Below are 23,911 nucleotides of genomic sequence, written 5' to 3' on the forward strand. Positions count from 1 at the left end.
GGTTTTTTTCTCTAAAGTACGCTAAAATGGTTCATAATTTTGAGATGAAATATTTCATGATAGAATAAAAAATAGAAATATTTTTCAAGGTATTGATAGGAAGGGATTTCATATGGCGAAAAAGAAAACAAAGTATGTTTGCCAAGAGTGCGGATATGAATCGATGAAATGGATGGGGAAGTGTCCAGGGTGCCAAAGTTGGAATACGATGGTAGAGGAGTTTGCAGCTGTACCAACAGAAAAAAAGAGAGGATTTGTTACATCCCCAAATGCTAAAACAATGAAGCCCCAGCCGATAACAAAAATCGAACGAAAAGAAGAAAATCGATATGATACGCATATTAATGAATTAAACCGTGTATTAGGTGGAGGGATCGTTCCAGGTTCTTTAGTCCTGGTTGGAGGGGATCCTGGAATAGGAAAATCCACTCTTCTTTTACAAGTTTCTGCAGAAATGTCTAAAAACAAAAAAAGAGTACTATATATTTCAGGTGAAGAGTCTGTAAAGCAAACAAAGATTCGAGCGGACAGGTTAGGGATAGCAAGCGATGAGCTTTATGTTTTAGCTGAAACAGATGTGGAATATATAGAGAAAGCGATCGAGGAAATTGATCCGACGCTTGTCATTATTGACTCGATTCAGACGGTTTATTTGGACAATGTAAGTAGTGCACCTGGCAGTGTTTCACAAGTTCGTGAATGTACGGCTGCATTTATGAGAGTGGCAAAAACAAAGGGAATTGCTATTTTTATCGTCGGGCATGTTACAAAGCAAGGTTCAATTGCTGGACCTCGCCTTTTAGAGCATATGGTTGATTCTGTCTTATATTTTGAAGGAGAACGTCATCATACATATCGAATTCTACGAGCAGTAAAAAACCGGTTTGGGTCAACCAATGAAATAGGTATATTTGAAATGAAGGAGATAGGGTTAGAAGAGGTACTAAATCCTTCTGAAATTTTCCTTGAAGAACGTTCATCCGGAGCGGCTGGGTCAGCAGTTGTTGCTTCGATGGAAGGTACGAGGACGGTTTTAGTTGAAATTCAATCATTAATTTCACCGACGAGTTTTGGAAACCCTAGAAGAATGGCAACAGGTATCGACCACAACCGGATTTCTTTACTAATGGCTGTTTTGGAAAAACGTGTAGGTATGCTGTTACAAAATTCTGATGCATATGTAAAAGTTGCTGGTGGCGTCCGCCTTGATGAACCATCCATTGACTTATCTATTGCAGTTGCAATTGCATCTAGTTTTCGTAATGCACCAACTTCTCCTACTGATGTAATTATTGGAGAGGTTGGCTTAACAGGAGAAGTAAGACGTGTCTCTAGAGTCGAGCAACGAGTACTAGAAGCAGAGAAACTAGGGTTTAAGCGAGTTATTATACCAGAGAAGAATATCGGTGGGTGGTCAATTCCCCAAGGAATCGATGTCGTCGGTGTAACAACGGTAAACGAAGCTTTAGAAGTGACGTTAGGAGGAGCAACGAGTGGATCACCAAAATTCGAATTATGATTCAAACTTTATTAGTAACGTTTTACAGCTTGTCTCTCCAGGGACACCATTAAGGGAAGGGATTGATAATGTCCTTCGAGCAAAAACAGGTGGCTTAATTGTACTTGGTTACAATAATGAAATGATGAATATTGTGGATGGGGGATTTTTCATTAATTGCGAATTCTCACCAGCCTATTTGTATGAGCTAGCAAAGATGGACGGTGCCATTATTTTAAATGAAAATGGTGACCGTATTTTGTACGCCAATACACAGCTAGTTCCAAATAATGCGATTGATTCTACGGAAACAGGAATTAGACATCGTACAGCGCAACGTGTGGCAAAGCAGACTGGCAATTTAGTGATTTCAATTTCGCAGCGTCGGAATGTCATTACCTTATATCAAGGTGATTATAGGTATGCTTTAAAAGATATTGGGGTCATATTAACAAAGGCAAACCAGGCTGTACAAACGCTTGAGAAGTATAAATCTGTACTAGATCAAAGTATTACAAATTTAGGAGCATTAGAATTTGAGGAACTTGTGACATTCCAAGAAGTATCACAAGTGATGCATCGAGTAGAAATGGTTCTACGTATTAAAAGTGAAATTTTAAATTACGTAAACGAATTGGGGAACGAAGGGCGATTAATTTCAATGCAGTTGGAAGAACTCGTATCTAACATTGAAAAAGATGCGGTCTTACTCGTGAAAGACTATATGAAAAATCCAAAGCAAGACCCAATACAACTAATAAAACAGTTAAAACGAATGTCTAGTGAAGAGTTGTTAGACGATCAAGTGATCGTTAAATTATTAGGGTATTCGAAAACAACAAATTTGGCAGAGTTCGCTATCTGTCCTCGCGGTTATCGGATTCTTCATAAGATTCCACGTATCCCACCTATGGTGGTGAGAAATCTCATCGAAAGGTTTGAAGATTTACCTCATATTATGAGGGCAACGACAGAAGAGCTAGATGAGGTTGATGGTATTGGTGAAGCACGTGCGAGAAAGATTAAAGAAGGGTTAACGAGAATTCAAGAACAGCTATTTATCGACCGCCACATTTGATGTCAAATATAATCACTTCTTGACGAACTAGTGAATAAAAGATATAATTTTATGTTTTGCTTCATTTGACAGTTTTCCGTATCGTTTGGTAAGGTATTAGTATCCTCAGGGAAGTGTGAGGACTAAGAATTATGTAACTTTTTGTGATTTTTCTTGATTAATGTTTGAAATTTCACTACTTGTCTATAATGGTTAAAGGAGGTGAAGTAGAAAATGCTTCGAAAAATAATTCAATTATTTATTCTTTTTGTTGGCGGGACGCTAGGTTTTTTATTTATACCAGATCTTATTGAACTACTTAATATGGGTGATGTCCCTGGGTGGTTAACGAATGCGTATACTGGGGCGGCAATAGGTGCAATTATTTTATTTTTATCTACTTTTTGGTTTGTTGATGATATTGTTGGTTTTATACGTTTAACAGAAGAAACACTTGTCAAAGCTCCTGTCACAGACTTGCTATTTGGTACAATGGGACTTGGTATTGGATTAATTATAGCTTTCCTCATTGGTTTACCTTTAGAGGCTGTTCAAATAACAGTGATCAGTACGATATTACCTCTCTTTTTAACATTACTCCTAGGTTATTTAGGTTTCCAAGTAGGCTTTAAAAAACGTGATGAGTTAATGAATATCTTTCCAGTGACAACTAGAGGGAATATGAAGGATCGCAAGAGATCTGAGGTAGGTTCTGAGGAAGAGGACTTAGGTTCACTGAAAATATTAGATACGAGTGTAATCATCGACGGAAGAATTGCGGATATTTGTCAGACGGGCTTTTTAGAAGGGAAGCTAATTATTCCTGGTTTTGTTTTAGAAGAACTTCAGCATATCGCAGACTCTTCTGATGTTTTAAAACGTAATCGAGGACGTAGAGGGTTAGATATCTTAAATAAAATTCAAAAGGAACTTTCAGTGACGGTTGAGATTTATGAAGGGGATTTTGAAGAGATTCAAGAAGTTGATAGTAAGCTTGTGAAATTAGCCAAATTATTAAATGGGTATGTTGTAACAAATGATTTTAACTTAAATAAAGTCTGTGACTTACAAGGTGTTGCAGTATTAAATATTAATGATTTAGCAAATGCAGTAAAACCAGTTGTTCTTCCAGGTGAAGAAATGGCTGTACAAGTGATTAAAGATGGAAAAGAACAGAACCAAGGTATAGCTTATTTAGACGATGGAACCATGATCGTCGTAGAAGAAGGGCGCAATTATATTGGTAAAGAAATAGAAGTCATCGTTACTAGTGTATTACAAACATCTGCTGGTAGAATGATTTTCGCAAAACCGAAATTACTAGAAAAAGCACTATAAGAGGAAAGATAAATATGGGGAACTACTACGTTGTCATACCTGCTGCTGGTCAAGGGAAAAGAATGGAAGCAGGGAAAAATAAACAGTTTTTAACGATTGATAAAGATCCTCTCCTTATCCACACATTACGTGTGTTTGAGGGGGATCTTCTTTGTGAAGGCATCATTTTAGTCATTAACCATGAAGAGCAAGATGAAATGGAAGAACTAGTTGAAAAGAATAACATTCGTAAAGTGGTTAAGTTAGTACCTGGTGGTAAAGAAAGGCAAAACAGTGTTTATGAAGGACTAAAAGCAGTAGAAGGTGATCCAGTCGTGTTAGTCCATGATGGAGCACGGCCCTTTGTGAAAACAGCTGTCATTAAAAAGCTTGTACATTGTGTAGAAGCTGGTGTCTCAGCAACAGTAGCGGTACCAATTAAGGATACAGTTAAGAAAGTGAAAGACGGACTCGTTGCAGAAACGATTGACCGTTCTAGCTTGTGGGCAATTCAAACACCACAAGCTTTTCGTCGTTCTGAAATATTGCGCGCACATAAAGAAGCTGATGAGTACCATTATTTAGGTACCGATGATGCAAGTTTAATGGAATATGTAAATAAGCCCGTAGAGATTGTTGAAGGCGATTATGAAAATATTAAGATTACTACACCAGAGGACCTTCTGTTTGCAGAAGCGATTATTAAAAAGAGAAAGGAAGATCTATGATGATTCGGATTGGACAAGGGTTCGATGTTCATCAGTTAACCGAGGAGAGACCTTTAATCATCGGAGGGGTAGAAATCCCTTATGAAAAGGGGTTAGTAGGGCACTCAGATGCTGATGTGTTATTACATACGATCGCAGATGCGGTATTAGGAGCTATTGGGGAAGGGGATATCGGAAAGCACTTTCCAGACACAGACGCTCGCTTTAAAGATGCCGACTCGGCAAAATTACTTCAAGAAGTATGGGCAATTACGAAAGCAAAAGGGATGACTTTAGGTAACGTGGATTGCACGATTATGGCACAAAAGCCAAAAATGGCTCCATATATTCAACAAATGAGGCAACGAATTGCTGAGTTGCTAGAGGCTGATATCAGCCAAGTGAATGTGAAAGCTACTACAACAGAAAAGTTAGGTTTTACCGGAAGGGAAGAAGGAATTGCCTCAATGGCAGTCGTTCTCCTTGAATCTGTAAAATCATAACTAGTAACAACGATGCTATTTTAAAATTTGACCGAATGTACCGCAAAAGTGATAATATAGGGGAGGCTAATAAATAAGACTTGGCTTGCCGAAAAAAGATACATGAAAGTAGAACAAAAGAATGGAAGGTGTCATAAAATGACTCAACAAGTACGTGTTAGATTTGCTCCAAGTCCAACGGGACATTTGCATATTGGGGGAGCTCGCTCTGCATTATTTAACTATTTATTTGCTCGTAACCAAAATGGAAAATTCATTGTAAGAATTGAAGATACAGACCAAGCGAGAAATGTAGATACAGCTACGGAGAAGCTGATGGAAAGTATGAAATGGCTTGGTATCGACTGGGATGAAAGTGTAGATGTAGGTGGGCCGCACGAGCCATACAAGAGTATGGACCGTCTTGATATTTATAAGCAGTATATTAATCAGTTAATTGATGAAGGGAAAGCTTACTACTGCTACATGTCAGCAGAAGAGTTAGAAGCTGAGCGGGAAGCGCAACGCGCTCGAGGAGAAACGCCAAAATATAGTGGGCGTGATCGTAATTTAACAAAAGAGCAACGTGAAGCATATGAAGAAGAAGGAAGAAAACCTGTTGTACGTTTCCGTGTTCCAGAAGATAAGCCAGTTGTTGTTGATGATATTGTTCGTGGGGAAGTTACTTTCGAAGCCGATGGGATTGGCGATTTTGTCATCGCTCGTACTGATGGTGTACCAACGTACAATTTTGCGGTAGTTATTGACGACCGCTTAATGGAAATCTCCCATGTCATTCGTGGTGAAGAGCACTTATCTAACTCACCAAGGCAAGTACTAATCTATGAAGCGTTCGGGTGGAAAACACCAAGGTTTGCTCATGCTTCATTAATTTTAAATGAAGACCGTCAAAAAATGAGTAAGCGAGATGAGTCAATTATACAATTCGTTGAACAATACCGGGATTTAGGCTACTTACCTGAAGCAATTGTAAACTTTATCGCACTTTTAGGTTGGTCCCCTGGTGGAGAAGAAGAAATTTTAACACAAGAACAACTAATTGAGCAGTTTAGCCTAGAGCGAGTCATTAAAGCCCCTGCAGTTTTTGATACGAAAAAGTTAGCATGGATGAATAACCAATATATGAAGGCAGCAGATGTTGATCGTGTTGTAGATCTTGCTCTACCTCATTTAATTAAAGCAGGAAGGCTTTCAGAAGAACTATCAGATGCTGAACGTGAGTGGGCACACAAACTGATTGCACTCCATCAAGAGAAAATGAGTTTTGGTGCAGAGATTGTAGAGTTAACAGAGTTGTTCTTTAAGACTGAAATCGATTATAATGAAGATGCAAAACAAGTTTTAGAAGAAGAACAAGTACCAGAAGTTCTCGATGTATTTAAAGAGAAGATCGCTTCTCTTGAAGAATTTAAAGCGGATCAAATAAAATCGTCAATGAAGGAAGTACAAAAAGAAACGGGTCATAAAGGTAAGAAACTCTTTATGCCTATCCGAGTTGCGACAACGGGTCAGCAACACGGTCCTGACCTTCCTCAAGCGATTGAGTTATTAGGTAAAGAAGTTGTGATTACGAGGTTAGAAAAAGTATTAAATCAATAAACGTAAACCGTTGAAGAGGAGAAGTACATTTTGTTTTTCCTTACGAGAGAGAGCTGTCATCGGCTGGAAGCAGCTTAAGGAAAGCATAATGGAAATGCACCTCTGAGCCCCTTGAAGAAAGACATTCATGTCCATTATTTGAGGGCGGCACAAAAGCCGTTAACGATGGGAAGTGAAGCAGCAAATGTTGCTTAAACAGAGTGGAACCGCGTGTAAGCGTCTCTGTGTCTTAAAGACACAGGGGCGTTTTTTTTATATTGTAACAATCGAAAGGAAGGGGGCAAAAGGATGTTTAAAACGTTACGTAATGATGTTGATGTCGTGCTTGAACAAGACCCAGCTGCGCGAAGCAGGGTAGAGGTTATGATTAATTATGCAGGTGTTCATGCGATTTGGTGTCATCGTTTTGCTCATTGGTTATGGAAGAAGCGCCTTTATTTTATTGCTAGGTTTTTATCTCAAGTTAGCCGTTTTATTACTGGTATCGAAATTCACCCCGGTGCAAAAATCGGGCAACGGTTATTCATTGATCACGGGATGGGTGTCATTATTGGTGAAACTTGTGAAATCGGAGATGACGTGACGATATATCAAGGAGTTACACTAGGTGGTACTGGGAAAGAAAAAGGTAAACGTCACCCAACGATAGAAGATAACGTCCTCATTGCCTCAGGAGCGAAAGTATTAGGTTCAATGAGAATTGGGAAGAACTCGAATATCGGAGCGGGTTCGGTCGTTTTAAAAGAAGTTCCTCCGAACTCTACTGTCGTTGGAATACCAGGAAGAGTAGTAATTCAAGATGGTGTGAAAATTAAACAAGACTTAGATCACATTAATTTACCAGACCCTGTAGCTGATAAGTTCCGAGAACTGGAGCAAGAAATATTAAGGTTAAAAGAAGAGGTCAATGTTTTGAAATCTGGAAACGGAAAGATTGAGAAGAATGAAGGAGGAAAGTAAAAGTAATGGGCATTCAAATGTATAATACATTATCGAGGAAAAAGGAATCGTTTAAACCAATTGAAGAAGGTAAGGTTAAGATGTATGTGTGTGGACCAACCGTCTACAATTACATTCATATTGGGAATGCAAGGCCGGCAGTTGTGTTTGATATGGTCCGTCGTTATTTGCAATATAGAGGGTTCGAAGTAAAATATGTCTCGAACTTTACCGATGTTGACGACAAAATTATAAAAGCAGCAGAAGAGATGGGCGAGGATGTCACGACAATAGCAGAAAGGTTTATTAAAGCATACCATGAAGATACAGAAGCTTTAGGTGTGCAAAAAGCTGATGAACACCCGCGAGTGACTGGTACAATGCCGGAGATTATCTCATTTATCGAGCGATTAATTGAAAAAAACTATGCTTATGAGTCGCAAGGAGATGTTTATTTCCGTACGAGAAAGTTTGATGGGTACGGCAAGCTTTCTTACCAGTCTATTGATGATTTACAAGCGGGTGCTCGAATCGATGTTGGTGATAAAAAAGAAGATCCATTAGATTTTGTTTTATGGAAAAGTGCTAAACCAGGCGAAGTTAACTGGGAAAGTCCTTGGGGTAAAGGGCGACCAGGCTGGCATATTGAATGTTCTGCCATGGTAAAGAAGTATTTAGGAGATACAATTGATATTCACGCTGGTGGCCAAGACCTTTCCTTCCCACACCATGAAAATGAGATAGCTCAATCTGAAGCGTTAAATGAACAAAAAATGGCCAATTATTGGCTTCATAATGGCTATATCAATATTGATAACGAAAAAATGTCAAAGTCAATAGGGAACTTCATTCTCGTCCATGACATCATAAAGAAGTTTGACCCAGAAGTGGTACGCTTCTTTATTGTAAATGCGCATTATAGAAGTCCTATTAATTTTAGTGATGAGCAGTTAAATGGTGCAAAGAGTGCCTTGGAACGTATTAAAACAACGTATGAAAATGTGAGTCACCGTCGAAATGAAACGGCAAACTTAGGAGAAGATAAAGAGAAGTGGATGAATGAAATTGATCAACACCACACTCGCTTCATTGAGGAAATGGATGATGATTTCAATAGCGCGAATGCAGTAGCAGTGATGTTTGACTTAGTTAAAACAGCAAACCTTTATTTACGTGAAAAGCACACAAATAAAGATGTACTAGAGAAATTTTTAACGCAACTCAATGATATGGCATTTGTGTTAGGCATTCAGTTAGAAAAAGAAGAGGAACTTTTGGATGAAGATATTGAAGCTTTAATTCAAGAACGAATTGATGCTAGGAAGAATCGTGACTTCGCCCGTGCAGACGAGATTCGTGATGAATTAAAAGAGAAAAATATCATTCTTGAAGATACCCCTCAAGGAACACGTTGGAAGAGGGGGCAATGAAAAGGTGAAACTAAATAAGGCAGTTAGTGAACCAGAACAGTTGAACGCTCTTGCGTTAGCATATATGGGGGATGCGGTATTGGAAATGTATGTTCGATACCGCCTCATTGCTAGTGGACAAGTCCGACCGAATAAACTTCACCGAACGGCGACTGAATACGTTTCAGCAAAAGCACAATCAAAAGTTCTTCATCAGCTTTTTGATGAAGAATGGCTAAGTGAAGAGGAGAAGGCAGTAGCTCTTAGAGGGCGCAATGCTAAGTCTGGGACGATACCAAAAAATACTGACCATTCGACGTACCGGTATAGTACAGCTTTTGAAGCGTTAATTGGTTATTTATATTTAACGGGGAGCGAACAGCGTTTAGATGAAGTTGTTGAAAAAGCAGTAAAGATCATTGAAAGAAAGGAGGATAATGATGACGCAAAAAAATGATTATATAGCTGGTAAAAATCCAGTAATTGAAGCTTTAAAAGGGAAACACCCGATATATAAAATATGGATTGCAGAGGGTTCACAACGCGGTCAAATGTCTCAAGTGATCCAATTAGCAAAAAAAGCTCAAGTGAATGTACAATTTGTTCCAAAGAAAAAGGTGGACCAACTCGTACAAGAGGCTAACCATCAAGGGGTTGTCGCTCAAATTGCAGCATATGAGTATCAAGATATGTCGGTATTGTTTGAAGCTGCAGAAAAGAAGAATGAAGCTCCGTTTTTTCTTATCTTGGACGAGCTTGAAGATCCACATAACCTCGGTTCAATTTTAAGAACAGCAGATGCTGTAGGTGCTCATGGTGTCATTGTGCCAAAAAGAAGGTCGGTTGGGCTTACCTCCACTGTCGCTAAAGCTTCAGCAGGAGCGATTGAACATGTTCCAGTGGCACGAGTAACGAATTTAGCTAGAACGATGGACGAATTGAAGAAAGACGGACTTTGGTTTGTAGGAACAGATGCTAAAGGTGAACAAGACTATCGTGAAGTGGATCTTGATATGCCAGTAGGCCTTGTAATTGGTAGTGAAGGAAAAGGAATGAGTCGATTAGTAAAGGAAAAATGTGATTTCCTTGTACAGATTCCTTTAGCAGGTGAAGTTACCTCACTCAATGCTTCAGTTGCAGCGAGCTTGTTAATGTATGAAGTATATCGTCGTAGGTATCCACAAGGAATGAAATAACAATGCGCCGTGTTTTACTTGTTGACGGATATAATATCATTGGAGATTGGCCAGAACTTCGTAAGTTACAGCAAAATGATTTAGAGAATGCTCGAGACATCTTAATTGAAAAAATGGCAGAATATCAGGCATATACAGGTATGGAAGTCATGATTATTTTTGATGCCCACATGGTTCCTGGCGTTGGCAAGAAATATAGAAACTATAGACTCAACATTTTATATACTCGGGAAAAAGAAACAGCAGATGAGCGCATTGAAAAACTCGTAAATGAGCTAAAAAGAATCGACACACAAATCTATGTTGCGACATCAGACTTTGTAGAGCAAAGAGTGATCTTTGCGAGCGGTGCATTTAGAAAATCAGCGCGTGAATTAAGGACGGAAATGGAGTCCATTGAGAAAGGAATCAAAAAAGAAGTAATCCGAACTAAAAAAAAGAAAGCAAAAACAAAACTACCTATTACTGATGAAATGGCAGAAATTTTCGAAAAATGGCGTCGAGGTGACCGATGACCACCTTGACGCTCTTGATTTTTATCCTGTATAATATTTCTATATTTAGATAATTCACTTTGTTTAAAAAGATCTTACATTTCAAGGTGGGAATAGGAATTGAAGGTTTTTATGCAAACCTTTTCTTGAAGACATACATAAGATCATTGTGAGGCAACTTTTTAAACATCGAAATAAGCAGGGTCGGAGGGATCGCGGTGGCTTTAGACCTCATAGAAAATAATCTGCAAGCCAAATATGATGGGATAGAAGATGATAGCCTCGTTGAGTACGTGCGAGAAGGGGATAGTACTGCGCTTGAATACCTGATTAATAAATATAAGAATTTTGTACGAGCGAAAGCAAGGTCATATTTCTTGATAGGGGCTGACCACGAGGATATCGTTCAAGAGGGTATGATTGGCTTATACAAAGCAATTCGTGACTTTAAAGGGGATAAACTCTCGTCATTTAAGGCATTTGCAGAGCTGTGTATTACTCGTCAAATTATTACGGCAATAAAAACAGCAACTAGACAAAAGCACATTCCTTTAAATTCGTATGTTTCATTGGACAAGCCAATTTACGATGAGGAATCCGATCGTACATTATTAGATGTCATTTGTGGTTCGAAAGTAAGTGACCCAGAAGAGTTGCTAATTAACCAAGAAGAGTTCGATGATATCGAACTGAAGATGGGGGAAATACTCAGTGACTTAGAGAGGAAAGTGTTAATGTTATATCTTGATGGTCAAAGCTATCAAGAGATATCCTCGGACTTAAATCGACATGTTAAGTCAATAGACAATGCTTTACAACGCGTGAAAAGAAAATTGGAAAGATATGTGGAATTAAAAGGTGTTAAGCTATAAGCAGGGACTCTCCCTGTTTTTTATTTACATATGTTAATTAAAGTCAATCTTCATTTTTCACTTATGAAAACCGGAAAAAACGTCGACAATGGTGAAGGTAAGTGAGATTGACATATAGACAAGCTCTATGATAAATTTTATAAGTATGTAGTATGGAACGTAAGGTGAAAAAGGAGAGGGACGATGTCTAAAAAAGTTGTCCTAGCGTGTACAAAGTGTCATTCACGTAATTACACTACGATGAAGACAGATAACCAGCAAAATGATAGGCTTCAAGTAAGGAAATATTGTAAGACTTGCGGAACACATACAACTCATATGGAGACGAAATAGATCGTATTAATGATCATAATATCGGAGGTGGCGGAAGGTGGCAGAAGGCATCAAAAAACCAACTAAGTTTTTAAAAGATGTTTCAACAGAAATGAAGCGTGTATCATGGCCAACGCGTAATGAATTGGTTAGGTATACAGGAGTTGTTATTGCAACTGTAGCTTTTATTGCGGTTTTCTTTGCAATTTCTGATTATGTTATTTCAACGATTATTCGCTTCATTTTAAACTAAGTTATATGAAAATATGAGGCCATTAGAGGAGGGAAGGACAAGTTTGTCCTGAACGCATGGAAAAGAATTGGTACGTCGTTCACACTTATTCCGGTTACGAGAATAAAGTAAAGACGAATTTGGAAAAACGAGTAGAATCAATGGAAATGACAGACAAGATCTTCCGAGTTCTCGTTCCAGTAGAAGAAGAAACTGAAGTGAAAAATGGTAAAAGCAAACAAGTAACCAAGAAAGTATTTCCAGGTTACGTCATCGTCGAAATGGTTATGACAGATGATTCGTGGTACGTTGTACGTAACACTCCTGGTGTCGCTGGCTTCGTTGGTTCTAGTGGTGCTGGATCGAAACCAACTCCATTGCTTCCAGAAGAGGCAGAGATGATTTTACGTCAAATGGGTGTAGAAGAACCGAAAGCAGAGGTTGACTTTGAGATCAAGGAATCTGTTAAGGTAAAAGAAGGTCCATTTGCGAACTTTATTGGTTCAATCGAAGAAATTTATCCAGACAAAAATAAATTGAAAGTTCATGTAAACATGTTCGGAAGGGAAACCCCGGTTGAACTAGAATTCTCTCAAGTTGAAAAAATATAATTGCTTGAGAAAAGACTTGATATCTATTTTGTGAAGTGATAAAATCTTAATGTTGTTAATTAACGTGAACCAAATCGTTCACGTTTTTTCCTGCAATAAATTGCAGACATATGAGTGGGAGAGCGATTGCTCGGTATACCACATCACGGACTTAAGGAGGTGTGTCGCGTGGCTAAAAAGGTCATTAAAGTTGTAAAGTTACAAATCCCTGCTGGAAAAGCGAACCCAGCTCCACCTGTTGGTCCGGCTTTAGGTCAAGCAGGTATTAACATTATGGGATTCTGTAAGGAGTTTAACGCTCGTACACAAGAACAAGCGGGCTTAATTATCCCTGCAGAGATTACGGTATTTGAAGACCGTTCATTTACATTTATTACTAAAACTCCACCTGCAGCAGTGTTGCTAAAGAAAGCAGCAGGAATTGATACTGCATCTGGAGAGCCTAACCGAAACAAGGTGGCTACATTAAAGCGTGATAAAGTACGCGAGATCGCGGAAACTAAAATGCCAGACTTAAACGCTGCTGATGTAGAAGCAGCTATGCGTATGGTAGAAGGTACTGCCCGTAGCATGGGAATTGTTATTGAAGACTAATTAAACCCATGTTTGTAGATGGAGGTTGCGAGTAAAGGATGTCTTATCCTGCCTGCAAGTGCAGGTTCGCAACCTTTATTAGTGGGAGGTCTAACCGCTAAAACCACAATTGAGGAGGAAATGAAATTGGCTAAGAAAGGTAAAAAGTACCAAGATGCACTGAAAGCCGTTGACCGTGAAAAAGTTTACGGTGCGAGCGAAGCAGTGGAGCTTGTGAAAGAAACAGCAACAGCAAAGTTTGATGAAACTGTTGAACTTGCTGCACGTTTAGGTGTAGATCCAAAGAAAGCAGACCAACAAATCCGTGGAGCAGTTGTTCTTCCACACGGAACAGGTAAAACTCAACGAGTTCTTGTTTTCGCTAAAGGGGACAAAGCGAAGGAAGCGGAAGCTGCTGGTGCAGATTATGTAGGAGAAGAAGACTTAATCAACAAAGTAAACCAAGGTTGGTTCGACTTCGATGTAGTTGTTGCAACTCCTGACATGATGGCACAAGTAGGTAAACTTGGTCGTGTATTAGGACCTAAAGGTCTTATGCCAAACCCTAAGACAGGTACTGTAACATTTGAAGTTGAAAAAGCTGTTAACGAAATCAAGGCTGGTAAAGTAGAATACCGCGTTGATAAAGCTGGAAACATCCATGTACCGATTGGAAAAGTTTCTTTCGACACGGACAAGCTTGTTGAAAACTTCGAAACAATTATTGATACATTGTTAAAAGCAAAGCCTGCAGCAGCAAAAGGAACTTATATGCGCAATGTTGCGGTAGCTTCAACAATGGGACCTGGACTTAAGGTAGATATTTCCAGCTATAAAGGTTAATTAGATATTGACTTCGCTAACCGAAGTCGATATACTAGTTTTTGTTAATTAAATAAATCGTCATACCGTAGACAGTAGGTGCATAATTAATTGCTTAATTCCCTACCGAGGTAAGTAACGTATGGATCCTATTTTTAAAAAATAGGTTTTCGGATATTACTGCCTCCATGTGTCTGCATGGGGGCATTTTTTATACGGTACGGTATGAACAATCTTGCACAGGAGGTGTCATGATGAGCGCTGTTATCGAAAAGAAAAAGCAACTTGTTGATGAAATTACAACAAAGCTTAAAGAAAGCCAATCTACAATTGTTGTAGATTACCGTGGACTTGACGTTGCAGAAGTGACTGAACTTCGTAAGCAACTTCGTGAAGCGAATGTAGACTTCAAAGTTTACAAAAACTCAATGGTTCGACGTGCGACAGCTGAAGCTGGACTAACTGATATTGATGAGCAATTAGTAGGGCCGACAGCAATTGCATTTTGTAACGATGATGTAATTGCTCCTGCGAAAGTGTTAAATAACTTCGCTAAAGAACATCAAGACCTTGAGCTTAAAGCTGGTATTATCGAAGGTCGCGTAGCTTCTTTAGAAGAAGTAAAAGCACTTGCGGAACTACCATCTCGCGACGGATTACTTGGAATGCTACTCAGCGTTATGCAAGCTCCAGTACGAAACTTTGCATTGGCTACAAAAGCTGTTGCAGAGCAAAAAGAAGAGCAAGGTGCATAATCGGAACATACCAATTTGTCGCCTAGCGGTTTAAAATAATTAAAATTATAGGAGGAAAACAAAATGACTAAAGAGCAAATTATTGATGCGATTAAAGAAATGTCTGTTTTAGAATTAAACGATCTAGTTAAAGCGATCGAGGAAGAGTTTGGAGTAGAAGCTGCAGCTCCTGTAGCTGTTGCAGGCGGTGGCGCTGCTGAAGCTGCTGAAGAGCAAACTGAATTTGACGTAGTACTTGAGTCTGCAGGTGCATCTAAGATCAACGTAATTAAAGTTGTTCGTGAAATCACTGGCCTAGGCTTAAAAGATGCAAAAGCACTAGTAGACGGAGCGCCAGAAACACTTAAAGAAGGCGTATCTAAAGAAGAAGCTGATGAAATGAAAGCTAAGCTTGAAGAAGCTGGAGCTAGCATCGAGCTTAAGTAAGCTTGACAATGGTTTATTGAAAAACTCGCTTTGGAGACAAAGCGAGTTTTTTCGTATCACTTGATAAATAACCTAATAAAAAGTATGTTGTGCGACGACAATGGTAAAAGGTATAGTAGTTTGATTGGAGGTGTTCCAATGTCTAATCATTATTATTCAGAAAAACCAGAAGTGGAAAGTCAGAGAAAGAAGATTACCGAAACAATTAATGAAGTAACTTTTCAGTATATTGTTGATAGAGGTATTTTTTCTAAAAAAGGAATAGACTTCGGTTCAAAGTTGTTAATAGAAACATTTGAAGAAACATTAGATGTGGCAGGACCGATTGCTGATGTCGGTTGTGGTTGGGGACCAATTGGTATTGCGATCGCAAAACGATACGAAAATCGGAAGGTACACATGTTTGATATAAATGAACGTGCAATTTCATTGTCAATCGAAAACGCGAAGGTTAATGGTGTTGGTAATGTAGTTGTAGAGCAAAATAATTTGTTAGAGAACCAACCGGATGAATTTTATTCCGCTATTGTTTCGAACCCTCCGATCAGGGCTGGGAAAGAAGTTATTTTCAAGTTGTATGAGCAAGCAGTAGAAGCATTGAAGTTAAACGGTGAGCTTTGGCTAGTGATACAAAAGAAGCAAGGTGCTCCTTCTACGATGAAAAAACTAGAAGAATTAGGGCTAGATGTCGAGATTGTAAACAAGTCAAAAGGATTTTTCATTATAAGAGGGAAAAAGATTGACTCAACAAATTAGTTGTGTTAATGTTATTTAATGCGTATGAATATAAAGTTGAAAATGGGGCAAATATGCTTTTAAATTCAAGGTTAGTATGATGACTAGAGTTTAAAAAGTCAAGCCTTTGTTTTCTTATGCTATCATCTTTATCAAAAAAGATGATGGAAAAAATAGGTGATGTGTATAAAAAGGGTGAATTTGGACAAACTATTAACGTCTTTTATGCTTTGACTAGGTAGAAGTCTTACAGGCCCTTTTTTTGTTTTTTACATAATGATTTACATCTAAATTGGTTGCTTCGATAAAGTGATTGCTTTATAGGCCGCCTGTTGAGAATGAATGAGCAGCTCGAGTATTTTATTCTATGAGCTCGAGGTTCATTCATTCTCAAAAGCTTCACAATGAAAAGTGAAGTGACAAGCATTACGCTTGGCTGCGGTCCAAAAAAAGTGAGAATAGCAACCTTGTCTAGGGTGTTTTTCCTAAGAGGTAGAAAATAGCACATCACAAGTAAAAAAAGGCAATGCCTGAAAAAAGTGTATCAAAGAATGGCAAGTACAAATGGTATACCATTCTTATGATGATAAAAACGTTAGTTTTTAAGGGGTGAATCAGTTGACAGGTCAACTAGTTCAGTATGGACGCCACCGTCAGAGAAGGAGCTATGCCCGAATCAATGAAGTGTTGGATCTTCCAAACTTAATTGAGATTCAAACAGCTTCTTATCAATGGTTTCTTGATGAAGGTATTCGCGAGATGTTCGGAGACATCTCTCCAATTGAAGATTTTACTGGTAATTTGGTGCTTGAGTTTATTGATTATAGCTTAGGGGAACCGAAATATTCAGTAGAAGATTCCAAAGAACGAGATGTAACGTATTCGGCTCCGCTTCGTGTGAAGGTACGTCTCATTAATAAAGAGACAGGTGAAGTGAAAGAGCAAGAAGTGTTTATGGGAGATTTCCCTCTCATGACTGATACGGGAACATTTGTCATTAATGGTGCAGAACGAGTAATTGTTTCTCAACTCGTCCGTTCACCAAGTGTTTATTACAGTGAGAAGATTGACAAAAACGGAAAGAAGGGCTTTACGACTACTGTAATCCCGAACCGTGGTGCATGGTTGGAATTAGAAACAGACGCAAAAGACGTCGTTTATGTTCGTATAGACCGCACGCGTAAAATCCCTGTCACTGTATTGTTACGTGCTCTTGGATTTGGTTCAGATCAAGAGATCATTGATCTATTAGGTGAAGATGAGTATTTACGTAACACGCTTGAAAAAGATAATACAGATGGCTCTGAAAAAGCGCTACTGGAAATCTACGAACGTCTTCGTCCTGGAGAGCCTCCAACAGTCGATAATGCAAAAAGTTTGTTAGAATCACGTTTCTTTGATCCGAAACGATATGATTTAGCGAATGTTGGTCGATATAAGATTAATAAAAAACTGCATATTAAAAACCGTCTTTTCAACCAACGCCTAGCAGAAACACTTGTTGATCCTGACACAGGAGAAGTGTTAGCAGAAGAGGGTGCGTTGATCGATCGCAGATTATTAGATCGTTTACTTCCTTATTTAGAAAATAATGTCGGTTTTAAACATATCACTCTTCACGGTGGAGTGGTTGAAGATGAAGAAGTAGATCTTCAATCCGTCTTGATTCACCCTCCAAATGGTACAGAAGAGGATGAACCGATTCGCGTAATTGGTAATGGGGTTGTAGAGAAAGCAGTTAAAAATATCACTCCAGCTGATATTATTGCATCTATTAACTACTTCTTTAACCTACTACACGGAGTAGGGAACACAGACGATATTGACCACTTAGGTAACCGTCGCCTTCGTAGTGTAGGGGAATTATTACAAAATCAATTCCGTATTGGTTTATCAAGAATGGAACGCGTTGTACGTGAGCGTATGTCCATTCAAGATGCAAATATGATTACTCCGCAGGCTCTAATTAATATTCGCCCTGTGATTGCGTCTATTAAAGAGTTTTTCGGAAGCTCTCAATTATCTCAATTTATGGACCAGACAAATCCATTAGCAGAATTGACGCATAAAAGACGTCTTTCAGCACTTGGACCTGGTGGTCTAACACGTGAACGTGCAGGGTTTGAAGTGCGAGACGTACACTACTCTCACTATGGTCGTATGTGTCCAATCGAAACGCCAGAGGGACCGAACATCGGGTTAATCAACTCGCTTTCTAGTTATGCGAAAGTGAACGAATTTGGCTTTATGGAAACACCATATCGTAAGGTAGACCATGAATCTGGAAGAGTAAGTCCGCAGTTTGATTACTTAACTGCAGACGAAGAAGATAATTATGTTGTAGCTCAGGCGAATGCGAAGTTAGATGAAAACGGGGCATTTGTTGATGAAAATATTATTTGTCGTTTCCGTGGTGAAAACATTATTGTTCCACGTGACCGAGTAGACTACATGGACGTATCTCCAAAGCAAGTTGTATCAGCTGCGACAGCATGTATTCCGTTCTTAGAAAATGACGACTCTAACCGTGCATTAATGGGAGCGAACATGCAACGTCAAGCCGTTCCGCTATTAGAGCCGGAATCACCTCTTGTAGGTACTGGAATGGAATATGTTTCTGCTAAGGACTCTGGTGCAGCAGTCGTTTCGAAAACGAAGGGGCGCATAGAAAGAGTCTCAGGTAAATATGTACAACTTCGTAAGATTGAAGAAGTCGACGGAAAAGAAGTAGAAACAGATGTCGTACGCTACAATCTTCAAAAGTTTGAGCGTTCAAACCAAGGTACTTGCTATAATCAACGTCCGATTGTCAGTGAAGGGAACATCGTATCAAAAGGAGAAATCCTTGCTGACGGACCATCCATGGAAAAAGGTGAAATGGCCTTAGGACGTAACGTTATGGTTGGTTTCATGACTTGGGAAGGTTACAACTATGAGGATGCGATCATTTTAAGTGAACGCCTCGTAAAAGATGATGTATATACTTCAATTCATATTGAAGAGTATGAATCAGAAGCCCGCGATACTAAGTTAGGACCTGAAGAGATCACACGTGATATTCCAAACGTTGGTGAAGATGCACTGAAGAACCTTGACGAACGTGGAATTATTCGAGTGGGTGCGGAAGTAAAAGACGGAGATATCCTTGTTGGTAAGGTAACACCTAAAGGGGTTACTGAGTTAACAGCAGAAGAGCGTCTATTACATGCGATTTTCGGGGAAAAGGCTCGTGAAGTACGAGATACATCACTACGTGCACCACATGGTGGAGACGGAATTGTCTTAGACGTTAAAGTCTTCAATCGTGAAGATGGCGATGAACTGCCTCCTGGAGTTAATCAATTAGTACGTGTTTATATCGTACAGAAAAGAAAGATTAACGAAGGTGACAAGATGGCTGGACGTCACGGTAACAAAGGTGTAATTTCTCGTATTTTACCAGAGGAAGATATGCCTTATTTACCAGATGGCACTCCAATCGACATCATGTTAAACCCTCTTGGTGTACCATCACGTATGAACATCGGGCAAGTACTTGAGATGCACTTAGGAATGGCAGCGAGAAACTTAGGTATTCACGTAGCTAGTCCAGTATTTGATGGTGCTCGTGAAGAAGATGTATGGAGTACTCTTGATGAGGCAGGTATGGCACGCGATGGTAAAACCGTTTTATATGACGGACGTACTGGAGAGCCATTCGATAACCGTGTGTCTGTTGGGATCATGTACATGATTAAACTTGCACACATGGTTGATGATAAGTTACATGCTCGTTCAACTGGACCATACTCACTTGTTACTCAGCAGCCGTTAGGTGGTAAAGCACAGTTCGGGGGACAGCGTTTTGGTGAGATGGAGGTTTGGGCACTTGAAGCATATGGTGCAGCTTATACATTACAAGAGATTCTAACCGTTAAGTCCGATGATGTTGTTGGACGTGTGAAAACGTATGAAGCGATTGTAAAAGGTGAAAATGTACCTGAGCCAGGTGTACCAGAGTCATTCAAAGTTCTCATCAAGGAACTTCAAAGCTTAGGTATGGACGTGAAGATGCTATCAAGCAATGAAGAGGAAATAGAAATGCTTGAACTTGATGATGAAGAAGAACAAGGGAATGACAAGTTGAATTTAAACCTTGAGTCCGGTGAATCAAACGGTTAATGGGAGAACTTGAATGCTGAAAGGGAGGTTAGCCCCTTGATAGATGTGAATAACTTTGAGTATATGAAAATTGGTCTTGCATCTCCGGACAAGATTCGCTCTTGGTCTAGAGGTGAAGTGAAAAAACCAGAGACCATTAACTATCGTACGTTAAAGCCTGAAAAAGATGGATTGTTTTGTGAACGTATTTTTGGACCGCAAAAAGACTGGGAATGTCATTGTGGGAAGTATAAGCGAGTACGCTACAAAGGTGTCGTTTGTGATCGTTGTGGTGTAGAGGTAACTCGCGCAAAAGTACGCCGTGAGCGAATGGGGCACATTGAATTAGCTGCCCCGGTCTCTCATATTTGGTACTTCAAAGGGATCCCAAGTCGTATGGGTCTTGTCTTAGACATGTCTCCGCGTTCTCTTGAGGAAGTTATTTATTTCGCTTCCTATGTAGTAACCGATACTGGGGATACACCATTAGAACTTAAACAACTTCTTTCAGAAAAAGAATATCGTACGTATCGTGAAAAATACGGTCGTTCCTTTACAGCCCAAATGGGGGCAGAGGCGATCCGTAAATTGTTACAAGATATAGACTTAGATAAAGAAGTAAATATGTTGAAAGAAGAGCTCGTTACAGCTCAAGGTCAACGTCGAACTCGTGCTATCAAACGACTAGAAGTGCTAGAGGCATTCCGTAATTCAGGGAACAACCCGGCATGGATGATCATGGATGTTTTACCAGTCATTCCACCAGAATTACGTCCAATGGTTCAATTAGATGGTGGAAGATTCGCGACGTCTGACTTAAACGACTTATATCGTCGTGTGATTAACCGAAACAATCGATTAAAGCGCCTATTAGATCTTGGGGCACCAAGCATTATCGTTCAAAACGAAAAGCGTATGCTTCAAGAAGCTGTTGATGCTTTAATTGATAACGGGCGACGCGGTCGTCCTGTAACAGGACCGGGTAACCGTCCGCTAAAATCTCTTTCTCATATGCTGAAGGGGAAACAAGGTCGTTTCCGTCAAAACTTACTTGGTAAACGTGTAGACTACTCTGGTCGTTCTGTTATCGTGGTAGGACCACACTTGAAGATGTATCAATGTGGTTTACCTAAAGAAATGGCACTTGAATTATTTAAACCTTTTGTAATGAAAGAGCTTGTTAGCAAAGGTTTAGCTCACAATATTAAGAGTGCAAAACGTAAAGTTGAGCGAGTGCAACCGGAAGTTTGGGATGTATTAGAAGAAGTCATTAAAGAACATCCGGTCCTTTTAAACCGTGCGCCAACGTTACACAGACTAGGGATTCAAGCATTTGAACCGACATTAGTAGAAGGTCGTGCGATTAAGCTTCACCCACTCGTATGTACTGCTTATAACGCAGACTTTGACGGTGACCAAATGGCGGTGCACGTTCCATTATCTGCAGAAGCCCAAGCAGAGTCTCGTTTACTTATGCTTGCAGCTCAAAACATCTTAAACCCTAAAGACGGTAAACCAGTTGTTACGCCGTCTCAAGATATGGTATTAGGAAACTACTACTTAACTCTTGAGCGTAAAGGGGCAATTGGAGAAGGTAACATTTACAAAGATGCAGACGAAGCACTTACTGCGTATCGAAATGGACATGTCCACCTTCATACGAGAGTGGCTATCCCTGTTGGATCTCTTGGGAAAACGAACTTCAAGGAAGAACACGAAGGTAAATTACTCCTAACTTCCGTAGGGAAAATTATTTTTAATGAAATTCTCCCAGGATCGTTTCCATATGTAAATGAACCAACTGCAACAAACTTAGAGATTGAAACACCTGATAAATACATTGTTCCATCTGGCACAGATGTTAAAAAAGAATACGAAAACAGAGATGTTGTCGCACCATTTAAGAAAGGTTTCTTAGGTGACATTATCGCTGAAGTATTTAAGAAATTTAAAGTATCTCAAACGTCTGTCATGCTTGATAAGATGAAGGATCTAGGTTTCCACTACTCCACAAAAGCCGGTATTACAATCGGTGTATCTGACATTGTTGTATTGAAGGATAAGCAAGAAATCCTTGACGATGCAGAGAAAAAAGTGGACCGTGTCGTAAAGCAGTTCCGACGAGGTTTAATTACTGAAGAGGAACGTTATGACAAAGTCATCGAAGTGTGGAGTGCAGCAAAAGACGAGATCCAAAATCGATTAATGGGAACACTTGAAGATACGAACCCAATCTTTATGATGAGTGATTCCGGAGCTCGTGGTAACGCATCAAACTTTACGCAACTTGCTGGTATGCGTGGTCTGATGGCGAATCCGTCTGGTCGTATTATTGAACTTCCAATCAAATCAAGTTTCCGTGAAGGTTTAACAGTACTTGAGTACTTTATCTCTACGCACGGTGCGCGTAAAGGTCTAGCCGATACAGCCTTGAAGACTGCCGATTCAGGTTACTTAACACGTCGTCTTGTAGATGTTGCACAAGATGTGATCGTTCGTGAAGATGACTGCGGTACAGATCGTGGACTAAAGGTTGCGGCAATTACTGAAGGTACAGAAGTAATTGAACCGTTATACGACCGCCTTGTTGGTCGTGTGGCGTTTAATACAATTAAGCATCCTGAGACAGGTGAAGTATTAGTAGAAAAAGATGTTGAAATGGATGAAGATTCTGCTAAAGTCGTAGAAGATGCAGGAGTAGAGTCTGTTGTCATTCGTTCGGCATTTACTTGTGATACTAAACATGGCGTTTGTAAAAGATGTTATGGTCGAAACTTAGCAACAGGTGCTGAAGTTGAGGTTGGAGAAGCGGTTGGTATCATTGCTGCTCAATCAATTGGTGAACCAGGTACTCAGTTAACAATGCGTACATTCCATACAGGTGGGGTAGCAGGAGATGATATTACCCAAGGTTTACCGCGTATCCAGGAACTGTTTGAAGCACGTAACCCGAAAGGTCAGGCTGTTATTTCAGAGATCGAAGGGGCAGTTAGCGACATTAAAGAAGTAAATGAAAAGAAAGAAATTGTCGTACAAGGTGAAATTGAAACACGTAACTACGTTGCGCCATACGGTGCTAGAATGAAAGTAGAAGTTGGCGATCAAGTGAAACCAGGTCAAGAACTTACAGAAGGTTCAATTGACCCTAAAGAATTACTTTTAGTTTCTGGTGTACAAGGTGTACAAGAATATCTCTTACGCGAGGTACAAAAAGTTTATCGTATGCAAGGGGTAGAAATCGGAGATAAACACGTAGAGGTTATGGTACGTCAAATGCTTCGAAAGATCCGTGTTGTCGATGCTGGAGATACAGAAGTATTACCAGGATCCCTTGTTGAAGTGCATCAATTCAATGAAGCGAACAAAGATATTCTATTGCGTGGAGGTACTCCGGCAATGGGAACTCCTGTCTTACTCGGTATTACAAAAGCATCCCTTGAGACAGATTCATTCTTATCTGCTGCTTCTTTCCAAGAAACGACACGAGTTCTTACTGATGCAGCTATCAAAGGTAAGAGAGACGAACTTGTCGGCTTGAAAGAAAACGTCATTATCGGTAAACTTGTTCCTGCAGGAACAGGAATGCAACGATATCGCAAGATCACTTCAACGAATGTTGAAGAGGAAGCGACAGATGAAATGGTAGAAGAAGTATCTATTCAAGAATAAATGCAAATTAATGTTGACACGCGTTGATTACGATGGTAATATATC

Annotated in this window: 22 protein-coding genes and 2 other annotated features; all 22 genes read left to right on the plus strand. The window is 39.6% G+C overall.

The genetic code is table 11. From position 1 onward, the window contains the following. The first annotated feature begins 112 nt into the window (after window positions 1–112). A complete protein-coding gene (radA, locus tag LGQ02_RS00605; protein WP_226516344.1) occupies window positions 113–1,519 on the plus strand; it encodes a DNA repair protein RadA in 1,407 nt (468 codons plus the stop codon). Then, complete coding sequence (gene disA / locus LGQ02_RS00610; RefSeq protein WP_226516345.1) at window positions 1,494–2,576, plus strand: DNA integrity scanning diadenylate cyclase DisA; 1,083 nt, start codon at window positions 1,494–1,496, stop codon at window positions 2,574–2,576. The genes radA and disA overlap by 26 nt, the downstream gene beginning before the upstream one ends. 213 nt (window positions 2,577–2,789) lie before the next feature. Continuing rightward, complete coding sequence (locus tag LGQ02_RS00615; RefSeq protein WP_226516346.1) at window positions 2,790–3,893, plus strand: PIN/TRAM domain-containing protein; 1,104 nt, start codon at window positions 2,790–2,792, stop codon at window positions 3,891–3,893. Between the two features lie 14 nt (window positions 3,894–3,907). Beyond that, window positions 3,908–4,600 (plus strand): 2-C-methyl-D-erythritol 4-phosphate cytidylyltransferase, encoded by a 693-nt coding sequence (gene ispD / locus LGQ02_RS00620; RefSeq protein ID WP_226516347.1) that lies wholly within the window; start codon window positions 3,908–3,910, stop codon window positions 4,598–4,600. Further along, window positions 4,600–5,082, plus strand: coding sequence for a 2-C-methyl-D-erythritol 2,4-cyclodiphosphate synthase (gene ispF / locus LGQ02_RS00625; RefSeq protein WP_226518173.1), 483 nt, complete (start codon window positions 4,600–4,602; stop codon window positions 5,080–5,082). The genes ispD and ispF overlap by 1 nt, the downstream gene beginning before the upstream one ends. A gap of 138 nt (window positions 5,083–5,220) precedes the next feature. After that, the gene (gltX, locus tag LGQ02_RS00630; protein WP_226516348.1) at window positions 5,221–6,681 is read left to right on the plus strand and encodes a glutamate--tRNA ligase; all 1,461 of its coding nucleotides are present in this window, start codon (window positions 5,221–5,223) and stop codon (window positions 6,679–6,681) included. 1 nt (window position 6,682) lies between these two features. Beyond that, window positions 6,683–6,908, plus strand: a binding site (T-box leader). A 61-nt stretch (window positions 6,909–6,969) separates the two neighbouring features. After that, entirely contained in the window at window positions 6,970–7,641 is a 672-nt protein-coding gene (gene cysE / locus LGQ02_RS00635) for a serine O-acetyltransferase (RefSeq protein WP_226516349.1), read from the plus strand. Between the two features lie 5 nt (window positions 7,642–7,646). Beyond that, window positions 7,647–9,050 (plus strand): cysteine--tRNA ligase, encoded by a 1,404-nt coding sequence (gene cysS / locus LGQ02_RS00640; protein ID WP_226516350.1) that lies wholly within the window; start codon window positions 7,647–7,649, stop codon window positions 9,048–9,050. 64 nt (window positions 9,051–9,114) lie between these two features. Then, a complete protein-coding gene (locus tag LGQ02_RS00645; protein ID WP_226518174.1) occupies window positions 9,115–9,486 on the plus strand; it encodes a Mini-ribonuclease 3 in 372 nt (123 codons plus the stop codon). Next, a complete protein-coding gene (gene rlmB / locus LGQ02_RS00650; RefSeq protein WP_226518175.1) occupies window positions 9,470–10,225 on the plus strand; it encodes a 23S rRNA (guanosine(2251)-2'-O)-methyltransferase RlmB in 756 nt (251 codons plus the stop codon). The genes LGQ02_RS00645 and rlmB overlap by 17 nt, the downstream gene beginning before the upstream one ends. A 2-nt stretch (window positions 10,226–10,227) precedes the next feature. Next, window positions 10,228–10,740 carry an NYN domain-containing protein gene (locus LGQ02_RS00655; protein WP_226516351.1) on the plus strand — a complete coding sequence of 171 codons (513 nt, stop codon included), beginning with the start codon at window positions 10,228–10,230 and terminating at the stop codon, window positions 10,738–10,740. Between the two features lie 212 nt (window positions 10,741–10,952). After that, window positions 10,953–11,591, plus strand: coding sequence for an RNA polymerase sporulation sigma factor SigH (gene sigH, locus LGQ02_RS00660; protein WP_404802396.1), 639 nt, complete (start codon window positions 10,953–10,955; stop codon window positions 11,589–11,591). Between the two features lie 183 nt (window positions 11,592–11,774). Then, the gene (rpmG, locus tag LGQ02_RS00665) at window positions 11,775–11,924 is read left to right on the plus strand and encodes a 50S ribosomal protein L33 (RefSeq protein ID WP_226516353.1); all 150 of its coding nucleotides are present in this window, start codon (window positions 11,775–11,777) and stop codon (window positions 11,922–11,924) included. A gap of 37 nt (window positions 11,925–11,961) precedes the next feature. Beyond that, on the plus strand, window positions 11,962–12,156 hold the full coding sequence (gene secE, locus LGQ02_RS00670; protein ID WP_226516354.1) for a preprotein translocase subunit SecE: 195 nt from the start codon (window positions 11,962–11,964) through the stop codon (window positions 12,154–12,156). Window positions 12,157–12,212: 56 nt separating this feature from the next. Next, the gene (gene nusG / locus LGQ02_RS00675) at window positions 12,213–12,746 is read left to right on the plus strand and encodes a transcription termination/antitermination protein NusG (protein ID WP_226516355.1); all 534 of its coding nucleotides are present in this window, start codon (window positions 12,213–12,215) and stop codon (window positions 12,744–12,746) included. Window positions 12,747–12,914: 168 nt separating this feature from the next. Continuing rightward, entirely contained in the window at window positions 12,915–13,340 is a 426-nt protein-coding gene (gene rplK / locus LGQ02_RS00680; RefSeq protein ID WP_226516356.1) for a 50S ribosomal protein L11, read from the plus strand. A gap of 126 nt (window positions 13,341–13,466) precedes the next feature. Beyond that, window positions 13,467–14,162 carry a 50S ribosomal protein L1 gene (gene rplA / locus LGQ02_RS00685; RefSeq protein WP_226516357.1) on the plus strand — a complete coding sequence of 232 codons (696 nt, stop codon included), beginning with the start codon at window positions 13,467–13,469 and terminating at the stop codon, window positions 14,160–14,162. A 47-nt stretch (window positions 14,163–14,209) separates the two neighbouring features. Next, window positions 14,210–14,362: a sequence feature (ribosomal protein L10 leader region), on the plus strand. Window positions 14,363–14,395: 33 nt separating this feature from the next. Next, the gene (gene rplJ, locus LGQ02_RS00690; RefSeq protein ID WP_226518176.1) at window positions 14,396–14,896 is read left to right on the plus strand and encodes a 50S ribosomal protein L10; all 501 of its coding nucleotides are present in this window, start codon (window positions 14,396–14,398) and stop codon (window positions 14,894–14,896) included. 63 nt (window positions 14,897–14,959) lie between these two features. Then, window positions 14,960–15,322 carry a 50S ribosomal protein L7/L12 gene (rplL, locus tag LGQ02_RS00695; RefSeq protein ID WP_226516358.1) on the plus strand — a complete coding sequence of 121 codons (363 nt, stop codon included), beginning with the start codon at window positions 14,960–14,962 and terminating at the stop codon, window positions 15,320–15,322. A 138-nt stretch (window positions 15,323–15,460) separates the two neighbouring features. Continuing rightward, window positions 15,461–16,078 carry a class I SAM-dependent methyltransferase gene (locus LGQ02_RS00700; protein ID WP_226516359.1) on the plus strand — a complete coding sequence of 206 codons (618 nt, stop codon included), beginning with the start codon at window positions 15,461–15,463 and terminating at the stop codon, window positions 16,076–16,078. Window positions 16,079–16,675: 597 nt separating this feature from the next. Continuing rightward, window positions 16,676–20,218, plus strand: a complete 3,543-nt coding sequence (rpoB, locus tag LGQ02_RS00705; RefSeq protein WP_226516360.1) for a DNA-directed RNA polymerase subunit beta — start codon at window positions 16,676–16,678, stop codon at window positions 20,216–20,218. 36 nt (window positions 20,219–20,254) lie between these two features. Continuing rightward, complete coding sequence (gene rpoC, locus LGQ02_RS00710) at window positions 20,255–23,866, plus strand: DNA-directed RNA polymerase subunit beta' (RefSeq protein ID WP_226516361.1); 3,612 nt, start codon at window positions 20,255–20,257, stop codon at window positions 23,864–23,866. The last annotated feature ends 45 nt before the right edge of the window (window positions 23,867–23,911 follow it).

Origin of the sequence: Bacillus shivajii, assembly GCF_020519665.1 — a bacterium.
Classification (GTDB): Bacteria; Bacillota; Bacilli; order Bacillales; family Salisediminibacteriaceae; genus Bacillus_CA; species Bacillus_CA shivajii.